This is a genomic window from Streptomyces sp. NPDC058231, assembly GCF_042882275.1.
Lineage (GTDB): Bacteria > Actinomycetota > Actinomycetes > Streptomycetales > Streptomycetaceae > Streptomyces.
Map to the genome: position 1 here is coordinate 6,116 of NZ_JBHVWN010000110.1, position 11,994 is coordinate 18,109.

An 11,994-nucleotide genomic window follows, 5' to 3' on the forward strand; every position below is an offset into this window, starting at 1 on the left:
GCCCCGGGGGGGGCGCGGTGAGGGTCTGGGGGGGGGGCGGGTGCTTGCGGCCCCCCCCCCCCCCGGCGGCGGGGGGGGGGCGGCCGGGGGGGGGGGCGCCCCGCGCGGCCCCCCCCCCCGCCCGGGCTATCCGGTGGACCGGCGGTTCAGCGGATGGGGCGGTGCACGTTGTCCTTGGTGGCCGGGCCGGGAGTGGCGTCGGCGATCCAGGGACCCTCGCCGCTCGGGTCGACGACACCCTGTTCCAGCCAGGTGTACGTCCCCGAGAGGACGTTGTCGACCACGCGCCGGTCGAGGTCATCGGTGTTGGACCACAGACGGGTGAAGAGTTCCTCGATCCGGATGCGGGACTGACGGCAGAAGACGTCAGCGAGTTGGTAGGCCTCCCGGCCGTGGTCGTCGGTGGTGCGCAGGTGCTCGGCCCGGACGCAGGCCGCGCTCATCGCGAAGAGCTCCGCACCGATGTCGACGATTCGCCCGAGGAATCCCTGCTTGGTCTCCATGCGCCCCTGCCAGCGCGACATCGCGTAGAAGGTGGAGCGGGCCAGTTTGCGGGAGGCACGTTCGACGTAGCGCAGATGGGACGACAGGTCCGCGTGCCCCGACGGATGGAACTCGTTGTAGGTGTTGGGGAGTTGCCCCGGCCCCGCAACGAGCTTGGGCAGCCAGCGGGCGTAGAAGCCCGCCGCGTTCGCCCCCGCCTTCGCCTTGGCGGAAAGCGGCTTGTCGGGGTCGATCAGATCGCCCGCGACCTTCAGATGGGCGTCCACGGCCTCACGGGCGATCAGCAGATGCATGATCTCCGTCGAGCCCTCGAAGATGCGGTTGATCCGCAGATCGCGGAGGAGTTGTTCGGCGGGGACGGCGCGTTCACCGCGCGCGGCGAGGGAGTCGGCGGTCTCGAAGCCCCGGCCGCCGCGGATCTGGACCAGCTCGTCGGCCATCAGGCAGCCCATCTCGGAGCCGTACAGCTTCGCCAGGGCCGCTTCGATCCGGATGTCGTTGCGATTCTCGTCCGCCATCTGGGAGGCGAGATCGACGACGGCCTCCAGGGCGAACGTGGTGGCCGCGATGAAGGAAATCTTGGCTCCGACGGCTTCGTGCCGGGCGACCGGCCTGCCCCACTGTTCGCGGACCGTCGACCATTCGCGCGCGATCTTCAGGCACCACTTTCCCGCTCCGACGCACATGGCGGGGAGCGAAAGCCGTCCCGTGTTGAGGGTGGTCAGAGCGATCTTGAGACCGGCGCCCTCGGGACCGATGCGATTGGCGGCCGGCACCCGTACCTGGTGGAAACGGGTCACGCCGTTCTCGATGCCCCGCAGACCCATGAAGGCGTTGCGGTTCTCCACGGTGATACCCGGGGCGTCCGCCTCCACGACGAACGCGGTGATACCGCCCTTGTGACCGACCGACTTCGGGACACGGGCCATGACGACCAGCAGGTCGGCGACGACACCATTGGTCGTCCACAGCTTCACACCGTCGAGGATGTAGTCGGGACCGTCCGGAACGGCCGAGGTGGCGAGCCGGGCAGGGTCGGAGCCGACATCCGGTTCGGTGAGAAGGAACGCCGAGATGTCCGTGCGGGCGAGCCGGGGCAGGAACGTGTCCTTCTGCTCCTGGCTGCCGAAGAGCTTCAACGGCTGCGGTACGCCGATGGACTGGTGGGCGGAGAGCAGCGCGCCGATCGCCGGGTTGGCGGAGCCGACCAGGGAGAGCGCCCTGTTGTAGTAGACCTGGGTCAGTCCCAGGCCGCCGTACTTCGGGTCGATCTTCATCCCGAGGGCGCCGAGCTCCTTGAGGCCCTTGATGACCTCGTCGGGGATCTTCGCCTCACGCTCGATCAGGGCGCCGTCGATCTTGGTTTCGCAGAAGTCGCGCAACCGGGCGAGGAACGCCTCGCCGCGCCGCACGTCGTCGGCGGCCGGCAGCGGATGCGGATGGATCAGGTCCAGCCGGAAGCGGCCGAGGAAGAGTTCCTTGGCGAAACTGGGCTTGTGCCAGTCCTGCTCGCGTGCGGCTTCTGCCACTTGACGCGCTTCACGCTCGGTGACCTTGGGTGTGTTCTTTGGAGCGGATGGTGCGGTCATGAGGAGCTCACCTCGCCGCGTTGTGGGGTGGGCGGACGGGCCGGTCCGCGCGGAGCGCGCTTGGGCGCCTGCCGAGCCGTACCAACCGGTGCTACTTGTCCTGATGTACCCGAATACCGGCACTCCCACCATCCCTCGGACGCCGATCGGGTCGGGAGCCACTCCACTGGACAGCCCCGCGATGACACGGCGGTGAGGCCGTGAGCGGGGATGCGGAAACGGCCGTAGCCTCGCGCAGCCACCGCGTCGGGCTGGTCGTGACCGGGGCGGGGAAAGCGGTGTCGTTCAGGCGCTGTGCGGCCGCCGGATGTCGCGGACGAGCTCCGCCGTGGCCTCCCACAGAGAACGCTGAACAGCTGCGCCTCCCCCGATCTCAGGGCACTGCAGGGGCTTGGCAGACTTGGCGGCGAAGTAGCCACCGGTGCTGCCTGCGAACTCGGGGTCGGTCGCGAGCTTCACGATGATGTCGGCCCCGTGCTGGGGGTTGCCGATGTTCAGCGCGGTGAGGACCTTTTCCAGGGCCCCGGCGAGGGGGAGTTCGCGCCCCAGGCCGGTGGTGTTGAAGCCGGGGCAGCAGCAGGTGACTGCGACGCCCGTGCCCTGGAGCCGGCGGCCGAGTTCCTGGGTGAACATGATGTCCATCAGCTTGGACCTGCCGTACCGCGGACTCGACCCGCGACGCGTGAAGTCCGCCGTGTCGGTCAGGTCCTTGAGCGGGTCGATGGTGCCGGCCCGCAGTGAGGCCCGGGAGGCGACCGTGACGATCCGGGCGGGTGCGGATGCCGTCAGCCGGTCGCGCAGGGCGTCGGTGAGCACCCAGGGCGCGAGGTAGTTCACGGCGGTCATCTCGGCGTAGCCCTCGGACGTGACCCGCTGGGAGAAGGCATGCAGGCCCGCGTTATTGATCAGTACGTCGATCCGCGGATAGTGCGCAGCGATCTCCTCCCCGGCCCGGCGGACCTCGGCGAGCAGGGACAGATCGGCCAGGAAGACGTCGATCGGGGTCCCCGGTGCGACCTGCTCGATCTCCTGGCGCAGCGCATCGGCCTTCGGCCGGCTGCGGGCGACAATGCCGAGCCGGGCACCGCGGCGGGCCAGGTCGAGAGCGGCGAGCCGGCCCATGCCGTTCGTCGCACCGGTCATGACGATGACGGGCCGCACATCCATGCGGTGCTCCCTCCCGGGTTAATATTGAGGTACCTCATCAATGTAACATTCGCTGAGGTACCTCACCAATCGACATCCGGGCGCGATCCCGGAGAGAGCCCGGAGGAGCGGTGGACGTGAGTGGTCGGAAGGTGACCTCCGTAGAGGTCGGGCTGCGGTACCTGTCGCTCGGCTACCACCTGCGCAAGGTGGTCGACGACGGCATGACGGCCGGCGGCCTCTCCCTCGCCCGTACGAAGGTCTTGCAGGTGCTCGACCGGCGGGGCGCCGTACGGCAGTCGGTACTGGCGCAGGAGCTCGGTCAAGCCCCTCGGTCGGTCACCCAGTCCGTCGAGGCGCTGGAGCGTGAGGGGTTGGTCGAGCGGGCAGCGGATCCTGATGACGGACGCTCCAAGCTGGTGCGTCTCACCTCGGAGGGAACCAAGGCGCTCACTGCGGGGACGGCAGCGGGGGAGCACGTGCTGCGGGAGGTCTTCGGGGCGATGGGGCGCGAACAGCTGGTGGCCCTGGACCAGCTTCTCGATGCCCTCCAGGCGGGCCTGTCGGGAGCCGCTGGAGATCTTTAACGGCCGGGGTTGCGGGTCTGGTGACGGGTGACACGCGGTTCGCCATGCCGGAAGAATCGGTTCGTTGAGAAAGCGACTCGACCCGGCCGTCCTTCGCGATCATGCCGTGACGCAGCGGCCCCGCCAGATCCGCATACCCGCTGCGGACGATCCAGACCGTGGCCGCGGTGCCCTTCGTCACGGTGTGAGGGATCATCACCCCGTTCACCGGCCGCCACGCGCTCCTGCTGTTCCGGTTGTGGGTACACCAGTGACCGACCTCGACGATTCGACGGTCTCCACAGGCCGGGGTGAAGATACGCAGGAACGGCCGGAGCCCCCGCACAGTTGGGCTCCGGCCGTTCGTCTGCCGCCTGCTGTCGTGCTGTCCAGGCGGATCACAGGCGGCTGTCGTGGATCGGTTCGATCCTGCTTACGGACTACAGGGCGAGGCCGGTGAGGACCAGTACCCGCTCGTAGGTGTAATCGTCCATCGCGTAGCGAACGCCCTCACGGCCGACGCCGGACTGCTTGGCGCCGCCGTACGGCATCTGGTCCGCGCGGTAGGAGGGGACGTCCCCGATGATCACGCCGCCGACCTCGAGGGCGCGGTGGGCACGGAACGCGGTCTGCAGGTCGTGGGTGAACACGCCGGCCTGCAGTCCGTACTTGGAGGAGTTGACGGAGGCGAAGGCCTCGGCCTCGCCGTCCACCTTCTGCACGGACAGGACGGGCCCGAAGACCTCCTCGCAGGCGAGGGCGACGCCGTCCGGGAGTTCCGCGAGAACGGTCGGCGCGTAGGTGGCACCTTCCCGCTTGCCGCCGGTGAGCAGCTTGGCGCCCGCCTGCACGGCCTCGTCGACCCAGGACTCGACACGCTTGGCGGCGTCCTCGCTGACCAGCGGGCCGACGTCGGTGGCCGCGTCGGACGGGTCACCGGTGACCTGGGCCTCGACCGCCGCGACGATCTTCGGAACGAGCCGGTCGTAGACCGAGGCATCGGCGATGACGCGCTGCACCGAGATGCAGGACTGTCCGCCCTGGTAGTTGGAGAAGGTCGCGATGCGGTTCGCGGCCCAGTCCAGGTCCTGGTCGGAGGCGTAGTCGCCGAGGACCACCGCCGCACCGTTGCCGCCGAGTTCCAGGGTGCAGTGCTTGCGCGGCACCGACTCCATGATCGAGTAGCCGACCGGACCGGAACCCGTGAAGGAGATCACGGGCAGGCGCTCGTCCTGGACGAGGGCGGGCATGCGGTCGTTGGGCACCGTGAGAACGGACCACGAACCGGCCGGGAGGTCGGTCTCGGCCAGCAGCTCACCGAGGATCAGCGAGGAGATGGGGGTGGCCGGGGCGGGCTTCAGGATGATCGGAGCACCGACGGCGATGGCCGGAGCGACCTTGTGCGCGCTCAGGTTCAGCGGGAAGTTGAAGGGCGCGATCCCGAGCACCGTGCCGCGCGGGAAGCGCCGGGTCAGGCCGAGGCGGCCGGTGCCGCCGGCGTCGGTGTCGAGGCGCTGGGCGTCGCCGCCGTTGAAGCGGCGGGCCTCCTCGGACGCGAACCGGAACACGGAGACGGCGCGGCCGACCTCGCCGCGCGCCCACTTGATGGGCTTGCCGTTCTCGGCGGAGATCAGCTGGGCGATCTCCTCGGTGCGCTCCACAAGGCGTCGTACGACGTGGTCGAGTGCGGCGGCGCGGACATGGGCGGGCGTCGCGGCGAACTCCTCGCGCACGGCGTGCGCGGCGGCGACGGCCTCCTCGATCTGCGCGTCGGTCGGCACGCTGACCGTGCCGACGAGCCGGCCGTCCCAGGGGTTGGTGACGTCGAAACTGTCCTCGCCGGTGGCCTGGCGGCCGGCGAGCCAGAAGGCGTGGGTGGAAGTCATGGAGGTTCCGGCCCTTCGGAGTCGTGGGGTGTGTTGTCCCCCACCGTAGGGCCGTACGGGTGGCCTGGCGTTTGTCCTGCGCGGAGCAGAAGCGCGCAGGCATGCGCCGGTTTGTCCGATGACCCGGCCCACCGGGACGGTCCACCGCGACCGACCGGCAGGCGCTACGCGCCCAAGAGCCGGACGGGCTTCATCTCACGGCGTCGTCGGAGAACTCGTGGCCTTCAGCGCCAGCCACAGCTCCATCCGGACATCCGGGTCGTCCAGGGAGCGGCCCAGGATCTCCTCCACCCGGCGCATCCGGTAGCGCAGGGTGTGACGGTGCACTCCCAGGTCGGCCGCGGCCGCGTCCCACTGGCCGTGGTGGGAGAGCCAGGCGCGCAGCGAGGCGACCAGGTCGCCCCGGCCCTTCGCGTCGTGTTCGTGCAGGGGGCGCAGCATGCCGTCGGCGAAGGCCCGGACCGCGTCGTCCGCGAGCAGCGGCAGGACGGAGCCGGTGGCCAGCTCTTCGTGCTCCACCAGGGCTCTGCCCCGGCGGCGGGCGACCGAGAGAGCCTGCTCGGCCTGCTTGTAGGCGGCGGAGACCGCGATCGGCCCCGCCGGCGCGGACAGCCCGACCACCACCTCCCCCTCCTCGGGCGACGTCTGATCGCCCGGGATCCGCTGCTCCTGGGCATCCGCGTAGGCCGCGCACGCGGCGACGGCTGCCCCGCCGTCCGAGGCGAGGACGACGAGCCGTTCCCCTTCGGGCACCATCAGCAGGGTCTCGCCCGCCCGGGAAGCCGCTGCCTCCATCGCCTCGCCGAGCAGCGCGGTCGTCGACGGATCGGGCGCCTCCGCGATCAGCAGCCGGAACGGGGCGTCGAGCAGTCCCCCGTACAGATCTCCGGCCACGGCCCGCGCATGGTCCGGCTGACCCGCGAGGAGCATCCGCAGCACCGCCGCGCCCAGCCGTTGTTCGGCGCCCTGGAGGGAGCGGGAGCGGGCGGTGGTGAGCGTCAGGAGGGCAACGGCCGAGTGCACGGCGTACCGCCCGGCCGTGCCGAGTGCGGATCCGGTTCCCACGGCCAGGGCGCCCCGGGCGCGGCGGCCGGTGCCCAGCGTCTGGAGCTCGACCCGGTCATCGGTGTCGCCGACGACCACGCTGGCGGGGGCCGGGCGGTCCCGCAGGCGCTCCACGTCGGCGGTGAGCCGGCCGGCTCGGCGGGCCGCCCAGTCGGGGGCGGCGGCCACGACGGCGCCGGCGCTGTCGTACAGCGCGGCCCAGCCGTCGACCTGGGCGGCGAGGCGGCTGAGGATCTCGGCGGGGCCGTCCCCTGCGAGTGCGGCCTTGGTGAGATCACGCTGGGCCTCGAACCCCGCTCTCACCGCCCGGTACTGCTCGGCGGCGATCTCGGAGGAGACCGCCTTGGCGATCGCCAGGAACGGGGTGCGGCGCGGGACCTCCAGGAGCGGCAGTCCGGCCTCCTCGGCCGCGTCGATCAGCGGCTGGGGCACGTCGTCGTAGTTGACACCCACGGCGAAGCCGAGCCCGACCACACCGGCCCCGGTCAGCCGTTGCACGTACCGCCGCATCGCTTCGGGGTCCTCGGCGTCGAGATTGGTGGCGGTGACGAGGAGGAGCTCTCCCCCCTCCATGTAAGGGACGGGGTCGGCCAGCTCACTGGCGTGGGCCCAGCGCACGGGCGCGTCGAGCCGGTCCGCCCCCGCACGCACCGTGAGTTTGAGCGCCGAGTGCTGGACGAGCGAGGCGAGAGTGGGGGGCATGGGGACCGCAGGACCTTAGGGAGTCGATTTCGCCGTCCCGTACGAACGGCTGGTACCGATTCTGCCAGGGCGGCAGGGTCCGCCGTAACAGCTCCTGGTGCCCCCGCCCGGTCCTCGACGGTCCGGGTCCGGCTCGTCGGCCCCGGCACCCGGACCCGGCTCACGCGTCGGGGCCGCGCGCCCGTGGTTCAGCCGTTCAGGTTCACCAGCAGAGGGGGCGCGTGGTCGCCTCGTACGGTCGTCAGGGACAGCACCGCGTGCCCGGCCGGGACACGGTGGGCCAGTTCGGAGGCCGACCAGCGTTCGCGTTCGACCTGTCGTACGGTCACGGCGTCCGTCGTCACTGCCTTGCCGGTGACCAGCTTGCGGAAGGCATGGATGGCCCGGGTCATCGGCTGGTCGGCGAAGACCGTGCGCTGGGTGACGTCCCTGGTCTCGACCCATTCCGTGCCCCATGCCTCGGCGAACCTCCTGCCGTCCCACGTGGTGATCCCGGAGAACGCCATCCGGCAGCCGACCGCCCCGAGCAGCGCGGTGTGGAGGTTCTCCGGGACATCGTCGAGGGTGCGCAGGGTGATCACGGCTCCGGCGTGCGCGGAGCGCAGCCGCTGGATTCCGCGGACGGTGTCCGGGGTGAGGGTGCGGGTGGCGTCGTCGAGGACCAGGCAGGCGAAGAGGGACCGGTCGGTGCGGACGGCGGCGCTCGCCGTGAACTGGGCGAGGACGAGACGGGCCAGCATCCGCGACGCCTCGGCGTGGCCGCGTTCGGGCAGGTCGATCCGGACCCGCAGCGGATGCTCCAGGGCTCGCAGCGAGAAGGGGCGGGCCTTGCCGGTCGTGTCGAAAAAACCGGTGAACGCGGGCCGGTCGAGGAGCGCGACCCGGTCGGCGAGCGCGGGCCCGGGGTCTCCGGGGGCACCGGACTGGCGACCGCGGGCGTCGAGTTCGCGGTGCATGTCAGGCCGGCCCGCGGCGTCGAGACCCTCCCGGAGGGTGGCGAGTCCCTCCGGTACGCCGTCCAGGAGTTCCCGCAGCTCCGGTACGGAGGGGAAGCGTCCGTGGGCGGCGCGGTAGGGGCCGAGGAGCTGCGCGAGGGCGGTGGCGGCGCGCCTGCTGTCCACCTCCGGGAGATCACCGACGAGCCCTTCGGCCAGGACGGCGGCGGCTTCGTCGGGGTCGGTGGTGCCGCCGTACAGGTCGAGATCATGGACGGAGGCCGGATCGCCCAGCTTGATCACGACGTCGAACGCCTGGTCTGCGCCGAGCTGGGTGCCGGTGGCGCACACCGCGACGACGGCGGCCCGCCCGGCGAGCGCCTGGAGGGCGAGGGACTCGACGACGGGCCGGGTCAGCGCGCGGCTCTTGCCCGCCCCGGGCGGCCCGACGGCGAGCAGGGAGGTGCCGAGCAGTTCCGGGTCGAGGGCGATACCGCTGCCGCGGCGCGCGTAGGGGTTGCGTTCGCTGTCGTCGACGGTGCCGAGTCTGACCTGGCTCACCAGCAGATCGTGCCGGGCCGCGCGGACCGGGAGGTCACGCGCGCCGGACGGGTGGGTACAGGCCGCGGCGCCGTTGCGCAGCACGGTCTCGGTGAAGGCGGTGAGCCGGGTGCTGTCAGCGCGTACGGAGGTCCAGGCGCGCCGGATACGGGCGTAGTCGACATCGTTCATGCGGCCCGACCGCGCTTCCAGGGACAGCTTGGCGGCGGCCTGGTTCTGTCCGGCGGCGCGCAGGTCGGGCCACTCCGCCGGATCGTCCGCGCCGCCCGCCGCCCGGGCTTCCGCGCCACGGTTCGCGTCGCCGGTCATGCGTTCGGGGGTGCCGGCGTGGGCGGTGGGCGGGTGCGGGGCCCGGTCTCCGGCGTTCCGTCGCCACAGTTGTGTCCACCGTCCCAGCCTCGCGAACGGCCAGGCGATCACCAGAGTGATCAGGGCGTACAGCGTGTACGTGACCACGGTCGTCACGGTGCGGTCGGTGCCCAGCCACGGGGCGGCGAATCCGAAGGTGAGGTCCATCCCCGGCACGGTCTTGTTCCACACGAGGATCCAGACCAGCAGCGCACCCAGAGCCGCTCCACCGGCCCGGGCCGCGGGCCCTCTGTCGCCGACCCATCGGTCGAAGGCGGCGGACCACCTACCCAAGCGGCCGAACCCGTAGAAGATCGCTCCGGTGATCAGCAGACGGTAGATGTCCAGCGCCCGGACCGCCCCGTGGGTCAACGGCTGATCGCCGAACGGTCCCCACCAGTCGTCGGGGGTGAAGAGCTTCAGCGGAACCCGCCAGTACGGGATGTATCCGTTGCGCCAGAGCGACCAGACGAGGATCGAGGCCAGCAGCGAGATCACCGCTCCGCCGAGCAGGGTGCGGTCCGGCGTGCGCTCCTCCGCTTCGGCGGGCCGATCGGTGTGACCGGACCTCCACACGCCCGGTTCCGCGGCAGGCCTGGGGATGCGCAGCCAGTCCCCGAGCGAGGGTCCGGAGGCCGGTGCGTGACCGGGCATGGGCGGCAGCGTGGGCGGTGGCGGGCCGGCCGGGCGCGGCACCGGATGACCGGAGCGTGTGCCGCGTGAGTCGTACGTGCCCTCGGTGTCCATGTGCTGTCCCTCGTCCCCTGACCAGCGCCGACCGGTAACCCCGGGCGCGGGCGCCCGATCCCCTCAATCTAGTGCCCGGTCCACCCCGCCAGACGCTGTCGGGCAGGATGTCTCGCCCTCTGCCGCTATGTCCGTGACGGACAACGGCACACCGCCACTTCTCCCGAACGGAACATGCCGGACCCCGGACCTCACCCCTAGCCTGCAGAAAGAGAAGCGTCCGAAACACCCCCAGGAGCCCCGCATGACCGCAATTCCGCAGGAGCGCCGCGTCGTCACTGCCATTCCCGGCCCGAAGTCGGTGGAGCTGCAGGCCCGCCGTCTCGCGACGGTCGCCGCAGGTGTGGGCTCCACCCTGCCGGTGTTCACCGCCCGCGCAGGCGGCGGCATCATCGAGGACGTGGACGGCAACCGTCTGATCGACTTCGGTTCCGGCATCGCCGTGACGTCGGTCGGCGCCTCCGCCGAGGCTGTCGTGCGCCGCGCGTCCGCGCAGCTCGCCGACTTCACCCACACCTGCTTCATGGTCACGCCGTACGAGGGGTACGTCGAGGTCTGTGAGCAGCTCGCCGAGCTGACGCCGGGCGACCACGCCAAGAAGTCCGCGCTGTTCAACTCGGGCGCCGAGGCCGTCGAGAACGCGGTGAAGATCGCCCGTGCCTACACCAAGCGCACCGCGGTCGTCGTCTTCGACCACGGCTACCACGGCCGGACGAACCTCACGATGGCCCTGACCGCCAAGAACATGCCGTACAAGCAGGGCTTCGGTCCGTTCGCGCCCGAGGTCTACCGCGTCCCCGTGGCGTACGGCTACCGCTGGCCGACGGGCGCCGAGAACGCCGGCGCCGAGGCGTCCGCCCAGGCCATCGACCAGATCACCAAGCAGATCGGCGCGGACAACGTCGCCGCGATCATCATCGAGCCGGTGCTCGGCGAGGGCGGCTTCATCGAGCCGGCGAAGGGCTTCCTCCCGGCGATCGCCCAGTTCGCCAAGGACAACGGCATCGTCTTCGTCGCGGACGAGATCCAGTCCGGCTTCTGCCGCACCGGCCAGTGGTTCGCCTGTGAGGACGAGGGCATCGTCCCCGACCTGATCACCACCGCCAAGGGCATCGCGGGCGGTCTGCCGCTCTCCGCCGTGACGGGCCGCGCCGAGATCATGGACGCCGCGCACGCGGGCGGCCTCGGTGGTACCTACGGCGGGAACCCGGTGGCCTGCGCGGGTGCGCTCGGCTCCATCGAGACCATGCGCGAGCTGGACCTGAACGGCAAGGCGAAGCGCATCGAGGAGGTCATGAAGGGCCGCCTCGCCGAGATGCAGGCCAAGCTGCCGAACGGTGACCTCATCGGCGACATCCGCGGTCGTGGCGCCATGATCGCGATCGAGCTGGTGAAGTCCGGCACGAAGGACCCGAACCCGGAGGCCGCCGCGCAGCTCGCGAAGGCCTGCCACGCGGAGGGCGTACTCGTCCTCACCTGCGGTACGTACGGCAACGTGCTGCGCTTCCTGCCGCCGCTGGTGATCGGCGAGGACCTGCTGAACGAGGGCCTCGACGTCATCGAGCAGGCGTTCGCCCAGATCTGATTCCGACCGGACCCACGTGAGGGCCTGTGAAGAACGTGTGGGGGGCCGATGGCGGGATCCGTTTCCGACTGTCGGTCCCCCGTCGGCTGCCGTACGGTTTCTGCAGATGAGAGAAACACCTCGCTCGCAGGGAACTGCGGGCGATGCCCGGCCGGAGCTTCCCCAGCGCCGTCCTGGCCGTGCCTTCGCGCACACCACTGGAGCCCCCGGCTCCGGAACTCCTCACCGATCGGATGGCCGCTCGCCCCAAACCCCCCGGGGCGCGCGGCAAACCGATCCAGGCGGCCGGCGCCGCACCACCCCCCCCCCTGAGGGGGGGGCCGCGTGTGGCAAGTTGAAGTAGTGGTGGGAGCGCGCGGT

Annotated in this window: 7 protein-coding genes and 1 pseudogene; 3 read left to right on the plus strand and 5 right to left on the minus strand. The window is 71.2% G+C overall.

Translation table 11 applies throughout. The features are described from left to right. Positions 1–146: 146 nt before the first annotated feature. Both ACFVXE_RS37150 and ACFVXE_RS37155 read right to left on the minus strand, forming a co-directional pair. Positions 147–2,093 (minus strand): acyl-CoA dehydrogenase family protein, encoded by a 1,947-nt coding sequence (locus tag ACFVXE_RS37150; RefSeq protein ID WP_389678017.1) that lies wholly within the window; start codon positions 2,091–2,093, stop codon positions 147–149. A 285-nt stretch (positions 2,094–2,378) separates the two neighbouring features. Beyond that, the gene (locus ACFVXE_RS37155; protein WP_389678018.1) at positions 2,379–3,260 is read right to left on the minus strand and encodes an SDR family NAD(P)-dependent oxidoreductase; all 882 of its coding nucleotides are present in this window, start codon (positions 3,258–3,260) and stop codon (positions 2,379–2,381) included. A 116-nt stretch (positions 3,261–3,376) separates the two neighbouring features. Here ACFVXE_RS37155 and ACFVXE_RS37160 point away from each other — a divergent pair, with 116 nt between their 5' ends. After that, the gene (locus ACFVXE_RS37160) at positions 3,377–3,826 is read left to right on the plus strand and encodes a MarR family winged helix-turn-helix transcriptional regulator (RefSeq protein ID WP_389678020.1); all 450 of its coding nucleotides are present in this window, start codon (positions 3,377–3,379) and stop codon (positions 3,824–3,826) included. A 419-nt stretch (positions 3,827–4,245) separates the two neighbouring features. Here ACFVXE_RS37160 and ACFVXE_RS37165 read toward each other — a convergent pair whose 3' ends face one another. From ACFVXE_RS37165 to ACFVXE_RS37175, 3 genes are all read right to left on the minus strand, one after another. Further along, entirely contained in the window at positions 4,246–5,691 is a 1,446-nt protein-coding gene (locus ACFVXE_RS37165) for an aldehyde dehydrogenase family protein (protein WP_389678022.1), read from the minus strand. A 195-nt stretch (positions 5,692–5,886) separates the two neighbouring features. Beyond that, a complete protein-coding gene (locus ACFVXE_RS37170) occupies positions 5,887–7,458 on the minus strand; it encodes a PucR family transcriptional regulator (RefSeq protein ID WP_389678024.1) in 1,572 nt (523 codons plus the stop codon). Positions 7,459–7,646: 188 nt separating this feature from the next. Continuing rightward, positions 7,647–10,049 (minus strand): ATP/GTP-binding protein, encoded by a 2,403-nt coding sequence (locus ACFVXE_RS37175; RefSeq protein WP_389678026.1) that lies wholly within the window; start codon positions 10,047–10,049, stop codon positions 7,647–7,649. A gap of 244 nt (positions 10,050–10,293) precedes the next feature. Between ACFVXE_RS37175 and gabT the strand changes: the two genes are divergently transcribed. Together gabT and ACFVXE_RS37185 are read left to right on the plus strand one after the other, a co-directional pair. Continuing rightward, positions 10,294–11,634, plus strand: coding sequence for a 4-aminobutyrate--2-oxoglutarate transaminase (gene gabT, locus ACFVXE_RS37180; protein ID WP_389678028.1), 1,341 nt, complete (start codon positions 10,294–10,296; stop codon positions 11,632–11,634). 106 nt (positions 11,635–11,740) lie between these two features. Continuing rightward, positions 11,741–11,959 (plus strand): annotated as a pseudogene (locus ACFVXE_RS37185) (phosphoesterase); the annotation flags it as partial. Between the last annotated feature and the right edge of the window lie 35 nt (positions 11,960–11,994).

What these genes read in the sequence shown, in the direction of transcription:
- ACFVXE_RS37150 (WP_389678017.1), bottom strand. Translation starts at nt 2,093, where the DNA reads ATGACCGCACCATCCGCTCCAAAGAACACACCCAAGGTCACCGAGCGT.
- ACFVXE_RS37155 (WP_389678018.1), bottom strand. Translation starts at nt 3,260, where the DNA reads ATGGATGTGCGGCCCGTCATCGTCATGACCGGTGCGACGAACGGCATG.
- ACFVXE_RS37165 (WP_389678022.1), bottom strand. Translation starts at nt 5,691, where the DNA reads ATGACTTCCACCCACGCCTTCTGGCTCGCCGGCCGCCAGGCCACCGGC.
- ACFVXE_RS37170 (WP_389678024.1), bottom strand. Translation starts at nt 7,458, where the DNA reads ATGCCCCCCACTCTCGCCTCGCTCGTCCAGCACTCGGCGCTCAAACTC.
- ACFVXE_RS37175 (WP_389678026.1), bottom strand. Translation starts at nt 10,049, where the DNA reads ATGGACACCGAGGGCACGTACGACTCACGCGGCACACGCTCCGGTCAT.
- gabT (WP_389678028.1), top strand. Translation starts at nt 10,294, where the DNA reads ATGACCGCAATTCCGCAGGAGCGCCGCGTCGTCACTGCCATTCCCGGC.